At 40.2% G+C, this 22,144-nt stretch carries 20 protein-coding genes; 10 read left to right on the top strand and 10 right to left on the bottom strand.

Annotated features, from left to right (window positions below; translation table 11 throughout):
- Positions 1 to 3 precede the first annotated feature (3 nt).
- Together galE and trmL are read left to right on the top strand one after the other, a co-directional pair.
- Positions 4 to 1,029, top strand: coding sequence for a UDP-glucose 4-epimerase GalE (galE, locus tag M1F14_RS03670; protein WP_181468889.1), 1,026 nt, complete (start codon positions 4 to 6; stop codon positions 1,027 to 1,029).
- Between the two features lie 164 nt (positions 1,030 to 1,193).
- Positions 1,194 to 1,697 (top strand): tRNA (uridine(34)/cytosine(34)/5-carboxymethylaminomethyluridine(34)-2'-O)-methyltransferase TrmL, encoded by a 504-nt coding sequence (trmL, locus tag M1F14_RS03665; RefSeq protein ID WP_042846710.1) that lies wholly within the window; start codon positions 1,194 to 1,196, stop codon positions 1,695 to 1,697.
- Between the two features lie 335 nt (positions 1,698 to 2,032).
- Here the strand turns inward: trmL and cysE are convergent, their stop codons facing one another.
- The 4 genes from cysE to M1F14_RS03645 form a co-directional block, all read right to left on the bottom strand.
- The gene (gene cysE, locus M1F14_RS03660; protein ID WP_042846713.1) at positions 2,033 to 2,854 is read right to left on the bottom strand and encodes a serine O-acetyltransferase; all 822 of its coding nucleotides are present in this window, start codon (positions 2,852 to 2,854) and stop codon (positions 2,033 to 2,035) included.
- Positions 2,855 to 2,919: 65 nt separating this feature from the next.
- Complete coding sequence (gene gpsA / locus M1F14_RS03655; RefSeq protein ID WP_042846714.1) at positions 2,920 to 3,948, bottom strand: NAD(P)H-dependent glycerol-3-phosphate dehydrogenase; 1,029 nt, start codon at positions 3,946 to 3,948, stop codon at positions 2,920 to 2,922.
- Positions 3,948 to 4,424: a protein-export chaperone SecB gene (gene secB / locus M1F14_RS03650; RefSeq protein ID WP_042846715.1), complete on the bottom strand. Its 477-nt coding sequence runs from the start codon at positions 4,422 to 4,424 to the stop codon at positions 3,948 to 3,950. The genes gpsA and secB overlap by 1 nt, the downstream gene beginning before the upstream one ends.
- A gap of 357 nt (positions 4,425 to 4,781) precedes the next feature.
- A complete protein-coding gene (locus M1F14_RS03645; RefSeq protein ID WP_042846716.1) occupies positions 4,782 to 5,219 on the bottom strand; it encodes a rhodanese-like domain-containing protein in 438 nt (145 codons plus the stop codon).
- Positions 5,220 to 5,654: 435 nt separating this feature from the next.
- Here M1F14_RS03645 and envC point away from each other — a divergent pair, with 435 nt between their 5' ends.
- On the top strand, positions 5,655 to 6,944 hold the full coding sequence (gene envC, locus M1F14_RS03640; RefSeq protein WP_042846717.1) for a murein hydrolase activator EnvC: 1,290 nt from the start codon (positions 5,655 to 5,657) through the stop codon (positions 6,942 to 6,944).
- Positions 6,945 to 6,978: 34 nt separating this feature from the next.
- Positions 6,979 to 7,992 carry a divergent polysaccharide deacetylase family protein gene (locus M1F14_RS03635; RefSeq protein ID WP_181468890.1) on the top strand — a complete coding sequence of 338 codons (1,014 nt, stop codon included), beginning with the start codon at positions 6,979 to 6,981 and terminating at the stop codon, positions 7,990 to 7,992.
- 93 nt (positions 7,993 to 8,085) lie between these two features.
- Here the strand turns inward: M1F14_RS03635 and tdh are convergent, their stop codons facing one another.
- Complete coding sequence (gene tdh / locus M1F14_RS03630; protein ID WP_181468891.1) at positions 8,086 to 9,111, bottom strand: L-threonine 3-dehydrogenase; 1,026 nt, start codon at positions 9,109 to 9,111, stop codon at positions 8,086 to 8,088.
- An 11-nt stretch (positions 9,112 to 9,122) separates the two neighbouring features.
- The gene (locus M1F14_RS03625; protein WP_042846721.1) at positions 9,123 to 10,319 is read right to left on the bottom strand and encodes a glycine C-acetyltransferase; all 1,197 of its coding nucleotides are present in this window, start codon (positions 10,317 to 10,319) and stop codon (positions 9,123 to 9,125) included.
- A 229-nt stretch (positions 10,320 to 10,548) separates the two neighbouring features.
- On the opposite strand from M1F14_RS03625, the gene rfaD reads away from it, so the two are divergent.
- Genes rfaD through rfaC form a run of 3 tightly spaced genes read left to right on the top strand, consistent with a single transcriptional unit; the run spans position 10,549 to position 13,505 of the window.
- A complete protein-coding gene (rfaD, locus tag M1F14_RS03620; RefSeq protein WP_181468892.1) occupies positions 10,549 to 11,487 on the top strand; it encodes an ADP-glyceromanno-heptose 6-epimerase in 939 nt (312 codons plus the stop codon).
- A 9-nt stretch (positions 11,488 to 11,496) separates the two neighbouring features.
- Entirely contained in the window at positions 11,497 to 12,543 is a 1,047-nt protein-coding gene (gene rfaF / locus M1F14_RS03615; RefSeq protein ID WP_181468893.1) for an ADP-heptose--LPS heptosyltransferase RfaF, read from the top strand.
- The gene (rfaC, locus tag M1F14_RS03610; RefSeq protein ID WP_181468894.1) at positions 12,543 to 13,505 is read left to right on the top strand and encodes a lipopolysaccharide heptosyltransferase RfaC; all 963 of its coding nucleotides are present in this window, start codon (positions 12,543 to 12,545) and stop codon (positions 13,503 to 13,505) included. Before rfaF ends, rfaC begins: the two co-directional genes overlap by 1 nt.
- Positions 13,506 to 13,572: 67 nt before the next feature.
- Here the strand turns inward: rfaC and M1F14_RS03605 are convergent, their stop codons facing one another.
- A complete protein-coding gene (locus M1F14_RS03605; RefSeq protein ID WP_166696402.1) occupies positions 13,573 to 15,039 on the bottom strand; it encodes a glycosyltransferase family 39 protein in 1,467 nt (488 codons plus the stop codon).
- A gap of 199 nt (positions 15,040 to 15,238) precedes the next feature.
- Positions 15,239 to 16,519: a lipid IV(A) 3-deoxy-D-manno-octulosonic acid transferase gene (waaA, locus tag M1F14_RS03600; RefSeq protein WP_042846726.1), complete on the bottom strand. Its 1,281-nt coding sequence runs from the start codon at positions 16,517 to 16,519 to the stop codon at positions 15,239 to 15,241.
- Between the two features lie 202 nt (positions 16,520 to 16,721).
- On the opposite strand from waaA, the gene coaD reads away from it, so the two are divergent.
- Positions 16,722 to 17,207 (top strand): pantetheine-phosphate adenylyltransferase, encoded by a 486-nt coding sequence (gene coaD, locus M1F14_RS03595; protein ID WP_042846826.1) that lies wholly within the window; start codon positions 16,722 to 16,724, stop codon positions 17,205 to 17,207.
- A gap of 10 nt (positions 17,208 to 17,217) precedes the next feature.
- Here coaD and mutM read toward each other — a convergent pair whose 3' ends face one another.
- Entirely contained in the window at positions 17,218 to 18,027 is an 810-nt protein-coding gene (gene mutM, locus M1F14_RS03590) for a bifunctional DNA-formamidopyrimidine glycosylase/DNA-(apurinic or apyrimidinic site) lyase (RefSeq protein WP_181468895.1), read from the bottom strand.
- 117 nt (positions 18,028 to 18,144) lie between these two features.
- On the opposite strand from mutM, the gene M1F14_RS03585 reads away from it, so the two are divergent.
- Positions 18,145 to 19,422 (top strand): O-antigen ligase, encoded by a 1,278-nt coding sequence (locus tag M1F14_RS03585; protein ID WP_232370502.1) that lies wholly within the window; start codon positions 18,145 to 18,147, stop codon positions 19,420 to 19,422.
- Here M1F14_RS03585 and M1F14_RS03580 read toward each other — a convergent pair.
- Entirely contained in the window at positions 19,406 to 20,428 is a 1,023-nt protein-coding gene (locus M1F14_RS03580; protein ID WP_181468896.1) for a glycosyltransferase family 2 protein, read from the bottom strand. The two genes, M1F14_RS03585 and M1F14_RS03580, sit on opposite strands and share 17 nt — an antisense overlap.
- Positions 20,429 to 20,588: 160 nt before the next feature.
- Here M1F14_RS03580 and M1F14_RS03575 point away from each other — a divergent pair, with 160 nt between their 5' ends.
- Positions 20,589 to 22,136 carry a phosphoethanolamine transferase gene (locus M1F14_RS03575; RefSeq protein ID WP_181468897.1) on the top strand — a complete coding sequence of 516 codons (1,548 nt, stop codon included), beginning with the start codon at positions 20,589 to 20,591 and terminating at the stop codon, positions 22,134 to 22,136.
- Positions 22,137 to 22,144 lie beyond the last annotated feature (8 nt).

The raw sequence follows: 22,144 nt of genomic DNA, 5'->3' as shown, positions 1-22,144 counted from the left end.
AAAATGCAGAGACAACAAGTTTTAGTCACTGGTGGTCTTGGCTATATTGGTAGCCATACCTGTGTACAAATGATCCAGCAGGGAATGCAGCCGATTATTTTAGATAATTTGCATAATGCTAACCTTGAAGTGCTAAATCGCATTGAAGCTATCACAGGTGTTAAGCCGGTCTTTTACCAAGGTGATATGCGCGATAGCCAAGTATTAGATACCATTTTTGCCAATCATCAAATTCACTCAGTGATCCACTTTGCTGGGTTAAAAGCGGTTGGTGAGTCAGTACAGAAACCGATTGAATACTATGATGTTAACGTCAATGGCACATTGGTATTAGTGGAAAGCATGAAAAAAGCCGGTGTTAAAAGCCTGATTTTTAGTTCATCTGCAACCGTATATGGTGACCCTGAAGAAGTGCCATTAACAGAAAATTCCAAAGTCGGTGGCACCACCAACCCATATGGAACCAGTAAGTATATGGTTGAGCGTATCCTTTCGGATTTATATACTGCGGAAGATGATTGGTCACTGACACTACTGCGCTACTTTAACCCAGTAGGCGCACACCCATCAGGAACAATGGGTGAAGACCCGCAAGGCATTCCAAATAACTTAGCACCGTTTGTTTCCCAAGTCGCTGTAGGTCGCCGCCCACAAGTCATGGTATTTGGTAATGATTACCCAACACCAGATGGTACTGGTGTGCGTGACTATATTCATGTAATGGATTTGGCTGATGGCCATATTGCTGCACTGAATAAAGTTAGCCAGCAAGCAGGCTTACATGTCTACAATCTTGGTACAGGAACTGGCACAAGTGTGCTGGAGATTATTACTGCTTTTGAAAAAGCGGCTGGTAAACCCATTAAATATGAGATTGTAGCAAGGCGCCCCGGTGATATTGCGGAATGTTGGTCTAGCCCAGAAAAAGCATTCAAAGATTTAGGCTGGAAAGCACAATATTCTATTCAAGATATGGTGAATGATAGCTGGCGTTGGCAATCTATGAACCCTAACGGTTATAACTGCTAACCTCAACGAGTTAATTCAGAAACGAGCCTTTATGGCTCGTTTTTTGTTTTTAGAGTGCAAATAATTTTTAGCCCGCAAATAAAAGTTCCACATGAAAACAAACCCATTTGCGCGTAAACTCTACCCATCATTTATTTCATCATTACAAATATCAGCCTAACGTTATGCCACACATCGTCTTATTCGAACCAGAAATACCACCAAATACCGGCAATATCATTCGCCTTTGCGCTAATACTGGCTTTGATTTACACCTTATTCACCCATTAGGCTTTACTTGGGATGATAAGCGCCTACGCCGTGCAGGGTTGGATTACAGCGAGTTTGCTGATATCAAACATCACCATGATTATTACGCATTCTTAAAAAGTGAGGGGCTAAACCCCGATAATAACCAGTCAGAAAGTGGTGCTCGCGTCTTCGCCTTAACCACCAAAGGTAAACCCAGCCACAGTAATGTCAGTTACCAACAAAATGACTATTTGATGTTTGGCCCGGAAACACGCGGGTTGCCACCCTATGTTCTCGATAACATGCCAATGGAGCAAAAAATTCGTATTCCAATGCTAGCCGATAGCCGCAGTATGAATTTATCCAACTCCGTGGCGGTTGTGGTGTTTGAAGCATGGAGACAGCTGGGGTATGCAGGGGCGTTGCTAAAAGACTAGGCTCCCCTAGCCATACTTCAAGCAGTATGGGTGTTGGCTTGACACCAATACCCAAGCAATGTGCAGCTCGAATTATTTGGAGGGGTAGGTGACTTTTCTGAACATAAGCGAGATATTTTAATAAAAGAGCCTTTTACTAAACAAACTGAGCAATCCACGAATACCCCATTGGGTCGTATCAATGAAACCACTTATTTATTACGTTCACCCGCTAATGCCGAACATTTAAATAAATCGATTACTCAGTTTAAAAAGGGAAATGTGTTTAAAAAACACACTATTGAAAAATAACAACGATAGTGAGCAACTCACTACCTATTACGCCTTCCCGCAACTCAAATCCCATCACCATCTTCAAAACCATAAATACTGCCGTTAAAGTTTTGGTCCATTTCTAAGGACGGCATTTCGCTACTTGGCTTACCAACAACCTTCGCAGGGACCCCTGCAACGGTAGTATGTGGCGGAACAGGATGAAGAACAACCGAACCCGCACCAATTTTTGCACCGCGACCAATTTCAATATTACCTAAAATTTTTGCCCCCGCGCCAATCATCACCCCTTCTCTGACTTTAGGATGACGGTCGCCACAGGTTTTCCCAGTACCACCGAGGGTAACCGATTGCAAGATAGATACATCGTTTTCCACAATAGCCGTTTCACCAATTACAATGCCTGTTGCGTGGTCAAGCATAATACCGCAACCAATACGAGCTGCGGGGTGAATATCGACACCAAATGAAACAGAAATTTGATTTTGCAGGTAAACCGCCAGCGCTTGGCGGCCTTCTTTCCACAACCAATTCCCGATGCGATAGGCTTGCAAGGCGTGGAAGCCTTTCAGGTACAATAATGGAGTGGAATATTTATCAACGGCAGGGTCACGTAGGCGAACCGCAGCTAAGTCCATTGCTGCGGAGAAAATCATGCCTTCGTCATTGCGATATGCTTCTTCAACGATTTCGCGGACTTCAAGAGCAGGCATGATAGGTGAACTGAGTTTATTCGCTAACATATAGCTAAGTGCGCTACCCAAGTTATCATGCTTTAATAATGTCGCGTTAAAAAAACTAGCTAGGAGTGGTTCGCAGTCAGCAAGCGACTTCGCTTCTTCTTTAATGAAGCCCCAAATTCTATCCAATTCTTCACGCGACATAATCACTCACCTATCTATTTTTATAATTACCCTATTATGTAACTTCTTAATGCGGTTAATTTTTATTAATCATGCAGTTTTGGCATATCAGCAATTTCATCTTTGGTCGCTCGCCCCAGTAATGCTTGCGCCGCCTCTAGTACATTTTTATGGCAATAGAGGATTTGATAGATTTGCTCTGTAATTGGCATTTCCACCCCAGCACGTTCAGCAAGAGCACGGACTTCTTTGGTATTCCGATAACCTTCAACCACTTGGCCAATCTCTTTTTCTGCCTGTTCAACCGTTATGCCATCGCCTAACATCATACCAAAACGGCGGTTACGAGACTGGTTATCAGTACAAGTTAACACTAAATCGCCAAGCCCTGCCATCCCCATAAAGGTTGAAGGGTCAGCACCGAGTGCTGCACCTAAGCGGCTCATTTCAGCAAGGCCGCGGGTGATCAAAGCAGTCCGTGCATTGGCACCAAAGCCCATGCCATCCGAAATACCCGCCCCGATAGCAATCACATTTTTGACTGCGCCACCAAGTTGCACCCCAACCATATCTGGGTTTTTATAAACCCGAAAGCTTTTACCACAATGGAAAAGTTGTTGTAGGTCATCACCAAATTGGCTATCACTTGCCGCCACCGATATTGCTGTTGGCAAGCCTGCTGCTAGCTCTTTTGCAAAGGTAGGCCCAGACAAAACTGCTAGAGGAATTTCATTGCCTAATACCTCACGTGCCACATCTTGTAACAAACGACCGGTATCCCTCTCTAAGCCTTTCGTCGCCCAAATAATGCGCGAATCTGCTCGTAAATAAGGTTGGATTTGTTTTAGTACATCACCAAAAACATGGCTAGGGACGACTATCAAGATATTCGAGCTCGCCTCAACGGCACGTTTTAAGTCCGTTTCGAGAGATAAACTATCAGGGAAAGAAACGCCAGGCAAAAAAGCCTGATTACTACGATCTTGTTCTAATTGACGAATGTGTTTTGGGTCATGACCCCATAACACGACCTGATGTGCATTACGCGCCAACGTAATGGCTAAAGCGGTGCCGTACGAGCCGGCACCGATCACTGTCATTGAAGCAGTATCCATTAAGCGTCCTGTTGAGCTTCTGAGTTCTGCGCTTGTTCACCTTGTTGCTGCTGTAAGTAGTTCATGAACAGTGCATCAAAGTTAACTGGCGCTAAGTTCAATTGTGGGAATGTACCACGACCCACTAAGCTAGTAATCGCTTCACGTGCATATGGGAACAGGATATTCGGGCAGTATGCACCTAAGCAATGCGCCATTTGAGTCCCATCAATACCTTCGATAGAGAAAACGCCTGCTTGTTGAACTTCACACAGGAATGCGGTTTCTTCGCCTAACGTTGCCGTGGTCGTGACACGTAAAACAACTTCATAAACGCCTTCTGACAGCTGATTTGAAGATGTATCTAAATCCAATTTAATTTCTGGCTGCCACTCTTGTTGAAAAATATGAGGCGCGTTAGGTGCTTCAAATGAAACGTCTTTTGCATAAATACGTTGAATTTGAAATACCATTTCTGAGTTGTTTTGTTCTGACATAGTTTAGTACCTTTTAACTTCCATATGAGTTTTCCCTGTTATTCTTCGAGTTACAGGGGTGTTCGCTGCATTGCGCTACCCAAGTCACATACTGATGTAGGCTCCTTGGATACCTTCATTTGCTGCCTGCCTGTAGCCCAAATAACCCAAGGAAAGCCTTGTTTCTTAAGCCACAGAAGGTGTTCGCTGCATCGCGCTACCCAAGTCACATACTGATGTAGGCTCCTTGGATACCTTCACTTGCGCCTAGCTGTAACCCAAATAATTTCATTTTGAGTTACAGAAGACTCTCTGCATTGCACTACCCAAGTTACATATTAATACATGCAACTCAAGATTAACTATTATATATGGTAACTACTTCTTACCACGAGCTAATGGAAGGTTTTCACCTGCCCAGCCAGCAATCCCTTCTTTTAGGACAAAAACTTTTTCAAAACCGTATTGCGCAAGTTGCTCAGCAGGTTTAGCTGATTCCATACCACTCGCAGAAACAATAATGACGGGTTTCTGTTTATGTTTTTCTAATTCGCCTAAATTGTTATCTTTAATTTCAGACGGTGTTAAGTTAATAGAATCAATTATATGCCCTTTGCGGAAATCGTCACGAGTACGCAAATCCACAACAACTGCCTCTTCTTTATTAATCAGTGTAATCGCCTGTGAACGAGCAATCACTTTCGTTTTAGAGAAAAGACCTTTAAAGGTCATTACGACCACAGCAACTAATAACGCTATCCAAACCAGACTCAATAACATGTTCCGGCTTACAAATTGCATGATTTCTTGGATCATGGGGGGCAATCACTCCCGTTAGTTAAAAACGAATATCAAAGGGTTCAGAGTATACCTTTGTGTTGAGCTAATTACAGCCAATTCACACAAACTACGGTGTTTTTTTTGCGGTAAAGCACGCAAAATGAATACCGAACCACTGGAAAATAACATTTGTATCGCGAAACTGTACGCAGACATTTTAACATAAACATGGCTAAACGGGTCAAGTGATGGATTAAATAGGGGTTCAATAATAAAAAAATGATTGAATACTAGCTATACAAAATAAATCAGTGATAATAAAACTATATAATTTAACTTAATTAACCTTTATCTCAGGGCAAAAATCCGAATTTGTAAATGTTTTCAATACTATTTGTTAGAGAGTGCTGGAAACCATAACTTGCAGATGAAATAATCAGTTATCGTACTTAATTGAGGTGAACTATCACAATGGCCAATATACATCATCGAATGAAAGCATCATTTCTTCGTCAGGCTATTACTGCTCTATTGGGTTTAGGGCTGTTTACTCTCATCCCTACCCACACCGTATTTGCCAATCAGATCACCGAAAATAAAGGGCAATTACACGATTTACTGAAAAATATTGCCGAAAAAGAAAAAAGTGTTAAAGAACAGCAAGCTAAGCGCTCGGCACTCCTTAATCAACTCAAGCAGCAAGAACAAAGTATTTCGGCTGCTGGCCGTAGTTTGCATGAAACACAAAACCAATTAAAACAATTAGATAAAGAAATAGTTTCATTAAATAATAATATAAAACAACTCCAAATAAAGAAACAACAGCAAGAAAAACTGCTGGCGGACCAACTTGATGCAGCCTTTCGCTTAGGGAAGCATCAAGGGCTTACCTTAATGTTTAAAGGTGAAGAAGGTCAGCGTGAAGAGCGCATTTTAGCCTATTACAGTTATTTAAATCAGGCTCGTGAAAAAAACATTGCCGCACTGGAAGAAACAACTCAAACGCTACAAGAACAAAAGCAACTGGAACAGAAAAAACAAGCGGAACAAAAAACAACTCTTGCGCGTCAACAGCAAGAAAAGCGCAAACTCGATAATGCCCGAGCTTCGCGCCAAAAAACATTAAATGCGCTCGAAAGCACATTAAAAGAGGACCAAAAGAACCTTGCGGTTCTAAAACAAAACGAAGCAAGGCTACGAGACAAAATTGCACGTGCTGAGCGGGAAGCAAAAGCAAGAGCTGAACGAGAAGCCCGTGAAGCTGCTCGTATCCGTGCACAAGTAGCAGAAAAAGAACGCCAAGCAAAACAAAAAGGTTCAACTTATAAACCGTCAGAAAGTGAACGCTCACTTATGTCTCGAACAGGTGGATTAGGGCGCCCTGCTGGGCAAGCAATTTGGCCAGTTCGCGGTTCATTACTGCATAACTATGGTGATGTTATCTCTAGTGAATTACGCTGGAAAGGTATGGTTATTGCGGCAAATGAAGGCACGCAAGTAAAAGCCATTGCAGATGGCAGAGTGTTACTGGCCGACTGGCTACAAGGTTATGGGCTGGTTGTGGTCGTTGAACATGGTAAAGGTGATATGAGCCTTTATGGATATAACCAAAGCGCATTAGTGAATGTTGGCCAAGAAGTTCGAGCGGGTCAGCCTATTGCCTTAGTCGGTAGTAGTGGTGGTCAAGAACGCCCTGCTTTGTACTTTGAAATCCGTAGACAAGGTAAAACCGTAAACCCTCGACCTTGGTTGGGCCGATAGCAAAACGTTAAATTTAAAAGATTAGGATAAAATTATGTTGAAGTACTTACCCTTTAGATTACTCATTGGATGTTCTTTGTTAATGGTGTGTCTACAGGTGAGTGCAGCAAAACTGGCTATCGTTATTGATGACTTTGGTTACCGAGTCAAAGAAGATAACCAAATTTTAGCGTTACCAGCCGCGGTCACTATTGCTATCTTACCAAGCTCTCCACACGGTCGTGAAGTGGCAGAAAAGGCCCATCAGCAAGGGCGGGATATTTTAATCCACATGCCAATGAAGCCATTGAGTAACCAGCCCTTAGAAAAAGATACATTATCCCCCTCAATGAGTGCAGAGGATATTGACCAACTCATTAAGAATGCGATTAAACGGGTACCCTATGCAAAAGGTATGAATAATCATATGGGTAGCGAGATGACATCGAGCTTACCGGGGATGCGTAATGTCATGCACAGCCTGTCACAATCGAATTTATTTTTCTTAGATAGTGTCACCATTGGTAATACACAAGTGAAAAATGCGGCGAAAGAATACGGTGTGCCAACCTTACGCCGCCATATTTTTATCGATAACCACCAATCGGAAGAAGAAACCCGCAGTCAACTTAACAAAGCCGTTGCCTATGCACGTAAACATGGCAGTGCCGTTGCGATTGGCCACCCTCACCCATCCACAGTACGTGCTTTGCAAAAGTACCTTCCACAGCTCCCTGCGGATATTGAACTTGTTGCGGTTAGTTCGCTGCTTAGCCCACAACCAGCCGATAAACAACCTGCAAAATCACTCAGAATGCTATCGGAAGAAGCGAAGCAACCACAAAATAGTGGATCTTCCACTCCGCCATCCGTAACACCGGAAGAAGAAGTACAGGTACAACCCGAGCCCGAACAAGAGGTGACAACGGTTGAAGCTCCCCCCGCAGAATTAGGTCTTTGCGAGTTTGAAACACCAAAGAATAAACTACAAGGAATTGATTTTATTATGTTTGTAGTTGAAGGGATTTATCACGACAAGGCCTTACAACCTCTTTTATTAAAAGACTAAACAACCCAAGTCATAAGCTATTCAACAGGTGGTAGTCCCCTTCTGGCGTGGAAATAATGCAGAAGGGGGAAAAGGGACATTACGTTATAAAAGTTAATCCCAATTTAATATAACTTTACCAGACTGCCCTGAGCACATGATATCAAAGCCTTTTTGGAACTCATCAATCGGAAATTGGTGAGTAATAATCGGTGATAAGTCTAACCCTGATTGTACTAGGGTCGCCATTTTGTACCATGTTTCGAACATTTCCCGGCCATAGATCCCTTTAATAAACAGCCCCTTGAATATGACTTGGCTCCAATCCGTCGCCATCGAAGCTGGGGGGATCCCTAATAATGCAATTCGTCCACCGTGGTTCATGGTATCTAACATGGTTTGAAAAGCGGCTGGGGCGCCTGAAACCTCTAATGCGACATCAAAGCCTTCTTTCATACCAAGTTCGTTCATTACATCTTTTAAATTTTCACGACTGACATTGACCGCTCGTGACACCCCCATTTTTTTCGCTAATTCAAGACGATAGTCATTAACATCTGTGATCACAACGTGGCGGGCACCAACGTGTCGGCAAACTGCGGCAGCCATAATACCGATAGGGCCTGCGCCTGAAACCAGAACATCTTCCCCAACCAAATCAAAGGATAGTGCGGTATGAACTGCATTGCCAAAAGGGTCAAAAATAGCGGCAATTTCATCAGGGATATTATCGGGAATTTTAAAGGCATTGAATGCGGGGATGACTAGGTATTCAGCAAAGCAGCCAGTACGGTTGACCCCCACGCCTATAGTATTACGGCAAAGATGGGTACGGCCACCACGACAGTTTCGGCAATGACCACAGGTAATATGCCCCTCACCAGAGACCCGGTCACCAATATTAAAACCTTTCACTTCCTGCCCAATGGAAACAATTTCCCCTATATATTCATGACCGACTACCATAGGGACAGGGATCGTTTTTTGCGACCATTCATCCCAGTTATAGATATGGACATCCGTACCACAAATAGCGGTTTTACGAATTTTTATCATCACATCATTGTGCCCGAGTTCCGGTTTAGGAACATCTGTCATCCATATACCTGGCTCTGCTTTTAATTTGGACAGTGCTTTCATAGACGGCCTTATTATTTGATTATGTTTAGTTTTTTACCTATGCGGGTGAATGCTTCAACGGCGTGTAAAATATCCTCCTTACTATGTGCTGCAGACATTTGGGTACGTATCCTAGCTTGGCCTTGCGGCACAACAGGATAGAAAAAGCCGGTAACATAAATACCTTCATTAAGAAGCTCTTTGGCGAATACTTGGGCTAACTTCGCATCCCCTAACATAACGGGGATAATTGCGTGATCAGCCCCCGCGAGCGTAAAACCAGCCAATGTCATTTTCTCCCTAAATAACATGGCGTTATTCCATAACTTCTCACGTAAATGTTGCCCTTCACTCATCATATCGATGACTTTAATGGATGCAGCAACAATGGCTGGCGCAAGGGAATTGGAAAATAAATACGGGCGAGAACGCTGACGTAACCATTCAACGACCTCTTTTCTCGCAGCAGTATACCCACCAGAGGCTCCCCCCAGTGCTTTTCCTAATGTTCCTGTAATAATATCGACGCGCCCCATGACATTGCAGTACTCATGGCTACCACGGCCATTTTCCCCCACAAAGCCGACTGCGTGAGAATCATCAACCATGACTAAAGCTTGATATTCATCAGCAAGGTCGCAAATTGACTGAAGGTCGGCGATGACACCGTCCATCGAAAATACGCCATCTGTGGCAATTAGAATATGCCGAGCCCCCGCGCTTTTCGCTTCTTCAAGACGTGTTTTTAACTCGGCCATGTTGTTATTACTATAACGGTAACGTTTTGCTTTACTTAGCCTGACACCATCAATAATTGAAGCATGATTTAATGCATCTGAAATAATTGCATCTTCAGGCCCTAGTAATGTTTCAAATAACCCACCGTTTGCGTCAAAACAAGAAGAATACAAAATAGCATCTTCCATACCAAGAAAGTCAGCGAGCTTGTGTTCGAGAACCTTATGGCTGTCTTGGGTACCACAAATAAACCGTACAGAAGCCATTCCAAAACCATGGCTATCCATTCCTTGCTTTGCCGCCTCAATCAATGCAGGATGGTTCGCCAGCCCAAGGTAGTTATTTGCGCAAAAGTTAATCACTCGCTGGCCGCCGATAATTTCAATGTCAGCATCTTGTGAAGTGGTAATGATGCGTTCATTTTTAAATAACCCATCCGCTTCAATTTGCACCAATTGGTCTTGGATCTGCTGGTAAAATTTATCTGACATGATTTGTTCCTGTATAATGACTATTAATAGAGTTTAATAATAGTCTCTGTTGGTAGCGACATTCACAGCACAAATAAGTGAAGTTTGTAGGCAAGATCACGATAATGGCCTTGTTCTGATTAACACACTAGTTCAAATCTCTATTAACAATACTGCTGTCGATGGAAAGAGGTGTTATTATAGTCACCCATTGTTATTCTATTTTTTTAACCCATTTGAGGTATATCCAATGATCATAGTCACTGGTGGAGCTGGCTTTATTGGCAGCAATATTATTAGAGCTCTAAACGCAATTGGCCGCACAGATATCCTAGTAGTCGATAATCTGAAAGATGGCACTAAATTTGCCAACCTTGTTGACCTTGATATTGCCGATTACGCAGACAAAGAAGATTTTATTGTTAGTATCATTGCCGGTGATGATTTCGGTGATGTGGACGCGGTATTCCATGAAGGTGCTTGCTCATCAACCACTGAGTGGGATGGCAAATATATGATGGATAATAACTATCAATATTCTAAAGAGTTACTACACTACTGTTTAGAGCGGGAAATTCCCTTCTTATACGCCTCATCAGCGGCGACATATGGCGGCCGTAGCGATAATTTTATCGAAGAGCGCCAATTTGAAAAACCGTTGAATGTATATGGCTATTCAAAATTCCAGTTTGACCAATACGTTCGCGAAATTTTGCCTGAAGCGGGTTCGCAAGTCTGTGGCTTCCGTTATTTCAACGTCTATGGGCCAAATGAAAACCATAAAGGCAGCATGGCAAGCGTTGCTTATCACCTAAATAAGCAAATTAATGAAGGGCAAAGTCCAAAACTGTTCGAAGGTAGCGATGGTTTCCGTCGTGACTTTATTTATGTCGGTGATGTAGCCGCGGTTAACTTGTGGTTCTGGGAAAATAATGTTTCAGGTATTTTTAACTGCGGTACAGGGCGAGCGGAATCTTTCCAAGCCGTTGCTGATGCAGTCACTGAATTCCACAAAGATAAAAATGTCGCTATCGAATATATTGAATTCCCTGAAAAATTAAAAGGCCACTACCAAAGCTTCACACAAGCTGACCTCACTAAGCTACGTGCCGCCGGCTATACTGCACCATTTAAGACGGTTGCAGAAGGTGTTGCTGAATATATGCAATGGCTAAATAAAGACGCGTAATTATTATTTATGAAAATATTGGTGATCGGCCCTTCTTGGGTAGGGGATATGATGATGTCACAGAGCCTTTATCGCACAATAAAGGCGTTACAGCCCCATGCGCAGATTGATGTGATGGCGCCACAATGGTGTCGCCCTTTACTTGCCAAAATGCCCGAAGTCAGTAACGCAATTCCTATGCCGCTAGGCCATGGGGCACTTGAAATTGGTGAACGTCGTCGATTAGGCAAAAGTTTGCAAGCAAATGGCTATGATCAAGCTATTGTGTTACCCAATTCTTTGAAGTCTGCATGTGTGCCTTTCTTTGCAAAAATCCCCAAAAGAACCGGGTGGCGGGGAGAAATGCGCTATGGCCTACTCAATGATATTCGCCCACTAAATAAAGACGCTTTTCCTTTAATGGTGCAGCGATATGTTGCTCTAGCTTATGATAAGCAAACTATTCAATCAGCTTCCGATATTCCGACACCAATTTTACCGCCTAAACTGGTGACAGTGCCGCAAGAAGTCACTGAAACCCTGCAAACTTTTGGGGTTGATGGTTCTCGCCCTATTGTTGGTTTTTGCCCTGGTGCAGAGTTCGGGCCAGCCAAACGTTGGCCACACTATCACTACGCTTCTCTCGCTCAAACATTAATTAGCGAAAAAGGCTATCAGGTGCTGCTATTTGGTTCACAAAAAGACCACGAAGCCGGTGAAGCCATTCGTTTAGAGCTGACTGATGATGCGAAATTACATTGCCATAATTTTTCAGGAAAAACATCTTTAGAACAAGCTGTGAATCTGATCGATGCCTGTACTGCCGTTGTCAGTAATGACTCTGGTTTGATGCATGTCGCAGCAGCGCTAGGTAAACCTCTTGTCGCCTTATATGGTCCAAGTAGCCCTGATTTCACCCCGCCATTATCAGATAAAGCAGAAGTGATCCGCCTAATTACGGGGTATCACAAAGTGCGTAAAGGTGACGGTGAAAGTGGTTATCACCAAAGTTTGATTGATATCCAACCTCAATTAGTTATCGATGCGTTAGCTCGGTTAAATATAGGTATTGAATAATGAGAGTATTATTAGTCAAGACATCTTCAATGGGAGATGTTTTACACTCATTACCAGCACTGACCGATGCACAACAAGCCATACCCGGTATCCAATTTGATTGGGTCGTTGAGGAAGGCTTCGCGCAAATTCCGACATGGCACAGTGCCGTTAACCAAGTGATCCCTGTGGCCATTCGCCGCTGGCGAAAAAATTGGTTTTCTGCACCGATTAGGGCCGAACGTGCAGAATTTCGCAAGAAATTACAAGCAACACAGTATGACGCCATCATTGATGCTCAAGGGTTATTAAAGAGCGCTTTTCTTGTCACCCGTTTAGCAAAGGGTGACAAACATGGGTACGACCGCCATAGTATTCGCGAGCCGTTAGCCAGTTGGTTCTATGACCACCGTTATGCAATTAGTAAACAACAACATGCTGTCGAACGCATCCGCCAACTGTTTGCCAAAAGCCTTAGCTATGATTGCCCAACACAGCAAGGGGATTACGCCATTGCACGCCATTTTTTGCAATCATCTGAAGATGGGCAAAGCCCTTACGTCGTCTTTTTGCATTCAACAACCCGCGATGATAAACACTGGCCAGAAGAAAACTGGCGAGAACTCATTAGATTAATGGCGAATAGTGGTATTCAAATTAAACTGCCGTGGGGTGCGCCTCATGAGCAACAACGTGCAGAGCGGTTAGCGAAAGGCTTTGATTTTGTCGAGGTATTGCCAAAACTGACTTTAGCTGAGGTTGCACAACAAATTGCTAATGCTAAAGCAGTGGTTTCTGTCGATACTGGGCTTAGCCATTTGACTGCTGCGCTTGATAAACCCAATTTCACCCTGTTTGGGCCCACTGACCCAGGGTTGATAGGGGGATATGGGCAAGGGCAGAATACCATTAAGCCTCCTGAAAATACGATGGCGAGTATTCAAGCTCTTGATGTTTATCGGCAACTAGCCCGATATCTCTAATCAAAGTCATAACTAAATTGATAAAAAGCGGTCAACCGACCGCTTAATGACATAAATTTAAACCCTTTTATTTCTTTTGTTCCGGCGCAATAAACCCAAAGCACATAGTTTCAGGTGCGGCATCCGGTTCAGAACGGTAAATCACATCTTCTTTTTCTATCGTAAATTGCGGCCAAAACTTACGTACTTTAGCAAAGTTCTCATGGGCACAATCATCATATTTTTTGCCGAGTAGCAATGCACCATGCTGGCGAATTTCCGCTTCGGTAATATCACGATTATATACATTTGGTGGCATATGTTTTTCCATCGACCAAGGTTGGATCACATGCGGTCTATCTTTTGCGTAAATGATAAACCATTGATACTGGTTATCTTCCCCACCAACATATTTAACTGGCGTACCATATCGCTGATACCAACGTTGCTCACCTTCTGCAATCAGGTCTTTGACACCAATAAATTTTTGCCCTGCTCCACGGATGTTTGCCGCTTGCACCGTGATATACCCGACTAACACTAAAGCACCAAAAACGGCAAAGCCCACTAATGATTTTTTAAAGATTTTTTTCGGCAGCACCGTGATCGAACCAACAAATAACGGTGCGCAAACGGCCATAAATGGTTGTAACCATTCGGTGATCCGACCGCCATCATGGAATGAAAACCAGCCATAAATCACAATAAGTGGAAATAAGATAATAAAATTAGCCATTCTATTGGCAATAGGTTTCGGCCAGCCTAACTTACCGCCACCACGATAAACGATCACAGCAGCAATGATTAGTGGGTAAAAAACACTAAGCGCAGCTTGAGTTGTATGCAAATTGAAACCAGGGTCAATTTGCGAATCAACCCATTTAAACGCAGAAAAATCACTCGCCATTAACCAAAAGAAATTCGGTAATACCAGCCCAAACCAAAGGGCAATTGCGAGATAAAACACGGGGTGGCGATAACTTTGGCGAACCTGCTTTACAAATAGTGTTAACAAGAAAACAGAGCCAACTAAAGCTAAAGTTGAGTATTTCCCCATCGTGGCCAACCCTGCAAACAAGGCAAAAGGTAGCCACCATGCAGGGTTGTCATCTACAGCGCGTAGAAAGAAGTAAATAGTCCATGGCCATAAAGTCACTAAAATATAGTTATCATTATATGGGATGATATCGAAATTAATTACACCTGATAAATTTAACATCAGCATCGCAAACCAAGCTAGGTCACGACGCCCTGTTAAATGAAAAGCGAGTTTCCACACACCAAGCAAACCAAATGCAATACCCGCAAAATGGATAAAATACCAATAGAAGCTATATGATATCCCTAAATAAATTGCAGGCCACATCAATACCCCAACAAACCATGGGTTTTTAGGGGAGCCCCATTCGCCATTCATTCCCCAATTCACTGCTTCTACAGTGTCATAAGGTACCGTTGGGTCAAAATAGAAACTCGCTAAGATCCAAGCGATAGCGTAGCCTATAACCCATAGATAGACATATTTATTTGATATTGATTGATTGATAGCAGGCATATAGTCTTAAAAGATAAGAAAAAATTTCAACATTCCATTTGGGCGCGACTTCAAGTGCAATAAACCAAACTAGAACGGCTCAATAATAAACGGTGCAGTCTACTATAGTTTAGGAATAATACTAAGGTATGCCATGAAATATTCACAGTTTATTGCTGTAATGTTCAAGTTTCTACTCAAGAAAAGACTTTATTGACGACTATTGTTCTTTCGGAGGCAAATAAGGTTGCAGTAATTTCAAGAGGCGCTGTAAGGCCCCTTGATTTTCATGCAGCACTTCTGCAGCATGTCGACCATAATATAACCGGTAATCTTCATCAGAAAGCAAACTGGTCACGGCTTGAACCATCGATTCACTATCTGTTACCGTAATTAAACCATCTGCTTGTTTTAATTTCCCACAGATATCTTTGAAATTGAACGTATGAGGCCCCATTAAAACAGGTAAAGCATGAGCAGCGGCTTCAAGAGGGTTATGCCCCCCTGTTTCAACTAAACTTCCCCCAACAAATGCAATATCCGCAATACCGTATAGCAGCATTAACTCCCCCATCGTATCGCCAATAACCACTTGTATATCAGATGTTGGGACAGTATTGGCACTACGGCGAATAAATGTTAAACCTGCTTTTTGAGTGAGTTCCTCTGCTTTGGCAAAACGTTCAGGATGACGAGGAACCAAAATTAATAGTAAGTCAGGAAAGCGTGCTAACAATTTTTGATGTGTTTCTAATACAATTGCTTCTTCACCTTCGTGTGTACTCGTAGCAATCCAAACAGGGCGGTGAGCAGCCCATTGCCTACGCAATGTTATTGCCCTAACAGCCAATTCAGGTGTCACAGAAATATCGAACTTTAAGCTCCCCGTCACATTCAATTGCATTCGCCTTAACCCAAGTTGAACAAAGCGCTCGCCATCCTCCTGGTGCTGGGCAGCAACTATCGTGACATTACGCAGCATCCGTTTTACAAAATTGCCGAGCTTTTGATACCCCCGAGCGGAACGCTCAGATAACCGTGCATTAGCAATAACCAAAGGAATTTTACGTTTATGGAGCTGATTTATCATGTTTGGCCATAACTCAGTTTCCATGATAATCACAAGTTTAGGGTCTACTTGTTTAAGAAAACGGCGCATTGATCCGGGAAGGTCATAAGGCAAGTAAACGTGGTCAACATCATCACCAAAAGCAGAAAGTACACGCTCAGAGCCAGTTGGCGTCATCGTCGTCACAGTAATTGGTAATGAGGGATAGTGATGGCGAAGTGCGCGAACAAGAGGAACCGCCGCGAGAGTCTCCCCAACAGAGACTGAATGGAGCAAAATACCTTGAGGCCTTACTTTCCCCGCGCAAAAACCATAGCGCTCGCCCCACCGTTTACGATACGCAGGCGCTTTACGGCTGCGCAGCAATAGGCGAACCCATATAAATGGCTGGATAAGATAAAGAAGTACCTGATATAAACGCAGCAATAACATTCGTTCTGATTCACTTACCAAAATTGGCGCTATCTTAGCATAAAGCTCAAATAAAAGTGTGCAGAATATGCACCTAAAAATGATAACAGACCACTATCTACAGTTGCAACCATGCCAGATAGCCGATAATGTTAATTACTATCAACGCTTATTCATGCTGTTTTTTCGAATAAGTAATAGCAAACAAAGAGATACTATCGCCATGAAACACAAGGCTATTTACCCTGGTACGTTTGACCCGGTTACATCTGGACATGTTGATATTGTTACTCGTGCAGCAGCAATGTTTGACCATGTCCTACTCGCTATTGCTAATAGCCAACGAAAGAACCCGATGTTCTCCCTTGATGAACGTGTTGCTCTTGCTAAAGAAGTCACTTCTCATCTTAATAATGTAGAAGTCGTTGGTTTTTCTGAACTAATGGCAAATTTTGCACAAAAGAATGGGGCCAATATTCTCATTCGGGGTGTTCGCTCGGTCGCCGATTTTGAGTATGAGTGGCAACTGGCAAATATGAACCGCCACTTTGTGCCGGATTTAGAAACCGTATTTTTATTACCATCACAAAGTTTATCCTTTGTTTCTTCATCTTTAATAAAGGATGTTGCACTTCATGATGGTGATATTTCTTCTTTCTTGCCCCCAGTCGTTGCTGAGGCAATGTTAAAGAAGCTCAATAAAAAATAGTAAGTACCTACTACTTTTGGCATTGCGGGCAAAAAAAGGTGCTACGTTGGCCCTGTTTAATACTTTCAATTGGTGTTCCACACATTGAACAGGGTTCGCCTTTTTTGCCATACACGAACAGCTCTTGAGCAAAGTAGCCCGGCTTACCATCCGACTGCAAAAAATCTTTCAACGTTGTGCCACCTTGTTCGATAGAGCGCTGTAAAACTTTTTTAATTTGTTGAACTAATTCAGTAACCTCTTCCAAAGTTAGTGTATTGGTAATTTTTTCGGGTGAGATTTTTGCCGCAAATAAGGCTTCATTAGCATAAATATTACCAACACCAACTACAACTTTGTTATCCATTAACCAAGGCTTGATAGCGACTTTCTTTTTTTGAGCTAATTCATAAAGATAGTGAGGATTAAAAGCATCAGATAGCGGTTCAGGACCTAAATGCGCAAGTATAGAGCTGGTTTCTAAGTCATCACACCAAAGCCAAGCACCGAAACGACGAGGGTCGGTATAGCGAAGTACTTTGCCATCACGCATAATGAGGTCTACATGGTCATGTTTTTCTTCAGGTAATTCTTCCGTTAAAATTCGGACACTACCAGACATACCAAGATGTACAATAATCCACCCTGTTTGCAATTCAATCAGCAAATACTTAGCGCGACGTTGAACACTCAAAACCGCTTCATCTGATAAACTTTTAATTTGTTCACTAACTGGCCAACGTAAACGACCGTTACGTACAATGGCATAAGAGATTGTATTACCAACCAAATGGGGTTCGATACCACGACGGCTTGTTTCGACTTCTGGTAGTTCTGGCATAACACCCTCATAGTTTTCTGAATATCTAAATTAATTTCTTGCTTTTCTGTTTATATAACATAGGTTATCCTAATACAGTAGCCTAGCTTATATAATAATTATAGAGTCAATATTTTTATGAAAAAATTTTTTTTGGAAAGCAAAAAGATACAGCAATCAATACATAAATATTCACCTACTATAATATTTATTCTTTGCATTATATCTATAATATTACTTCCCTATAAGCCAAATATCACTAGTAAAATATTTAATCTAACAGGAATTATATCAATAATTATAGCATTGATATATCCGAAATATTATTTACGTAGTAATATTTTAATAATATCAGTCCCATTATTCCTAATAGGACTGTCTAATTTAGCTTGGGTTGAGTTATATAAAACAGATGATTCCATCTACAAAAATGTATATTACGGTTATTTCCAAATGGGCAAAATAGCTATTTTTTGTAGTTTTATTCTTTTGTTTACAAATAAACAAAAAAAATCAATTATTATAAATAAGCTATATGTTTTTTCTGCTTTTATTATCCAAATAGGCATTTTTTCTTATGCCATTTATCAAGCTTTCTACCTACACTATCCACGCGTTGAATTATCTTTTAGTAATGCATCTAATGCAACTGGTGCAGCATATTCTATTATATTTTTATCAATCTATACGCAAGCCGTATTTCTACAATCAAAATTAAAGTTTAATTATAGTTTTTACTTTTTATCACTAGTATTGACTTACCTGATTATTATTTTAACCGAAACTAGAGCGGGCATACTCCTATATCCTTTTGTCTCAATTTTAATCTTTATTCTTTATAGTAATAAAGTTAAAACTGTCAATAAAAAGAAATTTGTGCTCCCTTTTTTGATAATCTTATCCTGTATTCTGGTTTTTAAAGATACTATTTCCAGTAGAATGACTCAAGCTAGTCATGAAATTGTGCTATATATAGAAGAAGGTAAAAAATCTTCAGTCGGTGATCGACTAGCAATGATCAAAGCAGGCATTTATTCTTCAAGTGATAATTTATTTTGGCAATCCGCAGAGGAACGTAATAGTAAAATAATTACACTTGCTAAAGCCGATAAAAGCCTGCAAGGAGCCAGAAATCATTTTCATGCACATTTGCATAATGACCTAATTGAAACATTATCAACAAAAGGCTGGGTTAATGGCATACTATTAACTTTGGCATTCTATTTTGCTATCATTTTCTATGCGCTTAAGTATAGTAAAAATCCTTTTTTATTAGGTTTTTCAATTAGCTTAATCATTTTAGGCTTTAGTGATACATTAATTATATCGACTCAGGTTTCTTTATCTTGGTGCCTAGCACTTATTCTAATTTTGAGTTATCAATATAATCAACAGACTGCTATAAATGAGACCTAACTTTTTTAAAGTTAAACAATCTAATTATTTTCCAAAGAGTGATGTTATTTAACTTGAATACCATCATTCTTTTTTTGTATTTAACTGGTAGTTCCTCTGCTTGGATATATTCCTGTGAATCCAAAAAATTTGCATCACATAGCTCTTTCAATAAGCTGTATTTTTTACTTAAAAACAACTTCCATAAGTATCTAATTTTTCTATTAGTAACCATATTACTCAGCTTATTAAAAACTTCGTCTTTGTCTTCACCTTCATAAATTTTTTTTATTTCTTTGCTAAGGGTCTGCATAGCGTAGATATCATGAAGATAATCATCATTGTCCCATATTGAAGTCGTTAATGAATCTTTCCTGTAATTATGGTGATATAAATAGTCTAGGCTCATTTTGCATTCCGCTAATGCTAGCAATTGACAAATAAATAAAATATCCTCGCCAAAGAATAGTTTTTCATTGAAGAATATATTATTTTCATCAAGAAATGATTTCTTTATTAACATTGAACCTATATGAAAAGAGATATCTTCAGATAAATATCTGAGTAACAATTGAGTATCATAATACGATTTAGGTTGTTTATCTATATTGTTCACATAATGCTTATAATACCCACAAAGCTGTACATCAACCTTGTTTTCCTTCATTTCCTTAATCAGAATAGATAAAAAACTAGGTTCAAACTGGTCATCACTATCTAAAAAACAAATAAATTCACCTTGAGCATTCTGAATACCGATATTTCTTGCTTTTGAAACACCACCATTTGGAACTGAGATAATTTTAATCACTTGATTAATACCAAAATAGTGATTAATAATTCTCACGGTATCATCCGTTGAGCCATCATCAACAATGATAATTTCCACATGACAATCATCAGGAATGATAATAGAATTAATAGTATCTAAGATAAAATCACTGGAATTGTATACAGGTATAATGATAGTTACTAAAGGTTCACTTCTAGCTGCGTCATTTTTCATAAGAAAAGATTGATTATTCATTAAGTTTCCCAGTAAAATACCATGAGTGTTCCAAAAAAATACTACTTGTACTTTCTACCATCTTCTCAATTATAGCCACTAAAATATACTAAATTAGTATAAATAAAGCCATAATATTAAATAATTTTAGTCGTTATCTTAAAACCTTAGACATACAGCCATGATAAACAAATTTGATATAAAAAAAATATTTTTTAGTATATTTGCACTAATAATCTTAATCATTTTTTCTAAAATGATGTTAAAAGGCTCAGGGATTTCACACCCAAGTATTAGAGATATAACGTTAATATGTCTATTTTTTATTATATTAAGCTCATCAAAAAAAGCATACTGGGTCGTCGGTTCTATCATTATAACTGTATATGCTTTATATACCCCTATAGGACTCACATTTGGCTCTCCTACCTATCAATATCTCGCTTCTATAGTCGCTACCGATGCTTTAGAAACATTCGAATTCTTCACTCAAATACCATTAAAGAACTACTTATCAAGTCTAGTTATTCTTATAGGCTTCATTATATTTAAAAAAATAATTAGTGCTAAAGATATTAAATTTTATAAAAATAAGTCGCTAATTATATGTCTAGTTATGATTTCGTTAATTGACCAAGCTCCTTTTAAAATATTTAACAATGGTTATCAATCAATTAATAGCTTACAAAAAGAGCTCGAAACCTTAAGCCCATACACTAAAAAAAGCAACTGGAGTACACCTATTCTCAATAATGATACAACATCTTATGATGACTATGTATTGATTATCGGTGAGAGTGTCAGAAGGGACTACATGGGAATTTATGGTTACCCAATCAATAATACACCGTTTTTATCTCGTGTAAACGCAACTATTATTGATGGTTTAACAGCCCCAGGAGTCAATACAATATCATCTCTACGGCTCATGCTAACATACCCTTATAAGGATAACTGGACACCGAATTACGGATTAAATTTCATTGACCTAGCAAAGTCTGCAGGTTTTAAAACATTCTGGCTTTCAAATCAGGGTTTTATCGGTGAATACGACACACCAATTAGCTTTATTGCTGCTAGAAGTGATGTTAAAAAATTCATTAAAATTGGTGCTTATAATTCTGATAATTCAAGTGATTTTAAGCTAGTAGATTATTTTAAGACAGAACTACATTTAAAAACTGATAAAAAGCAAAAACGGTTATTTATCATTCATCTATATGGCTCACATCCCGATACCTGTGCCAGAATTGAAGATTATGAAAATAAATATATTACAAAAGATGAAAAATATAAAAATATTTCTTGTTATGTTGCAAGTATCGAAAAAACAGATAAGTTAATTAATGAAATATATGATACCTTGCGTACCCAAGAAAGAAAAAATGGACGTACATTTTCTATTTTATATTTCTCTGACCATGGTTTATCTCATAGTATAGTTGATAATAAATTCAAGATGAGCTTAAGCCATTCATCAACTAAAATATTAGATATTCCATTAATAAGAATATCTTCTGATGATATGCTAAAAAAATATATTAAAGTACAAAAGTCAGGTTTATCCTTTACTGAAGGCCTAGCTAACTGGTTAGGAATCAACACCCCCCAATTAGATAAAAACTATAGCTTATTTTCATCAAAAAATGATGAGAACTATAATCCAAGAGAAAAATATAAACAATTACGGCAAGACAATGATGAGGTTATTAATATTCAGGGTAAATAACTTAAACT

Origin of the sequence: Providencia sp. PROV003, from assembly GCF_045040775.1 — a bacterium.
Classification (GTDB): Bacteria; Pseudomonadota; Gammaproteobacteria; order Enterobacterales; family Enterobacteriaceae; genus Providencia; species Providencia huashanensis.
This window is presented reverse-complemented; position numbering and strand designations above follow the sequence as displayed.

Bases quoted from the DNA above. Each gene is read 5' to 3' on its own strand.
- galE (WP_181468889.1), top strand. From the start codon at position 4: ATGCAGAGACAACAAGTTTTAGTCACTGGTGGTCTTGGCTATATTGGT.
- trmL (WP_042846710.1), top strand. From the start codon at position 1,194: ATGCCACACATCGTCTTATTCGAACCAGAAATACCACCAAATACCGGC.
- cysE (WP_042846713.1), bottom strand. From the start codon at position 2,854: ATGTCGCGTGAAGAATTGGATAGAATTTGGGGCTTCATTAAAGAAGAA.
- gpsA (WP_042846714.1), bottom strand. From the start codon at position 3,948: ATGGATACTGCTTCAATGACAGTGATCGGTGCCGGCTCGTACGGCACC.
- secB (WP_042846715.1), bottom strand. From the start codon at position 4,424: ATGTCAGAACAAAACAACTCAGAAATGGTATTTCAAATTCAACGTATT.
- M1F14_RS03645 (WP_042846716.1), bottom strand. From the start codon at position 5,219: ATGATCCAAGAAATCATGCAATTTGTAAGCCGGAACATGTTATTGAGT.
- envC (WP_042846717.1), top strand. From the start codon at position 5,655: ATGGCCAATATACATCATCGAATGAAAGCATCATTTCTTCGTCAGGCT.
- M1F14_RS03635 (WP_181468890.1), top strand. From the start codon at position 6,979: ATGTTGAAGTACTTACCCTTTAGATTACTCATTGGATGTTCTTTGTTA.
- tdh (WP_181468891.1), bottom strand. From the start codon at position 9,111: ATGAAAGCACTGTCCAAATTAAAAGCAGAGCCAGGTATATGGATGACA.
- M1F14_RS03625 (WP_042846721.1), bottom strand. From the start codon at position 10,319: ATGTCAGATAAATTTTACCAGCAGATCCAAGACCAATTGGTGCAAATT.
- rfaD (WP_181468892.1), top strand. From the start codon at position 10,549: ATGATCATAGTCACTGGTGGAGCTGGCTTTATTGGCAGCAATATTATT.
- rfaF (WP_181468893.1), top strand. From the start codon at position 11,497: ATGAAAATATTGGTGATCGGCCCTTCTTGGGTAGGGGATATGATGATG.
- rfaC (WP_181468894.1), top strand. From the start codon at position 12,543: ATGAGAGTATTATTAGTCAAGACATCTTCAATGGGAGATGTTTTACAC.
- M1F14_RS03605 (WP_166696402.1), bottom strand. From the start codon at position 15,039: ATGCCTGCTATCAATCAATCAATATCAAATAAATATGTCTATCTATGG.
- waaA (WP_042846726.1), bottom strand. From the start codon at position 16,519: ATGTTATTGCTGCGTTTATATCAGGTACTTCTTTATCTTATCCAGCCA.
- coaD (WP_042846826.1), top strand. From the start codon at position 16,722: ATGAAACACAAGGCTATTTACCCTGGTACGTTTGACCCGGTTACATCT.
- mutM (WP_181468895.1), bottom strand. From the start codon at position 18,027: ATGCCAGAACTACCAGAAGTCGAAACAAGCCGTCGTGGTATCGAACCC.
- M1F14_RS03585 (WP_232370502.1), top strand. From the start codon at position 18,145: ATGAAAAAATTTTTTTTGGAAAGCAAAAAGATACAGCAATCAATACAT.
- M1F14_RS03580 (WP_181468896.1), bottom strand. From the start codon at position 20,428: ATGAATAATCAATCTTTTCTTATGAAAAATGACGCAGCTAGAAGTGAA.
- M1F14_RS03575 (WP_181468897.1), top strand. From the start codon at position 20,589: ATGATAAACAAATTTGATATAAAAAAAATATTTTTTAGTATATTTGCA.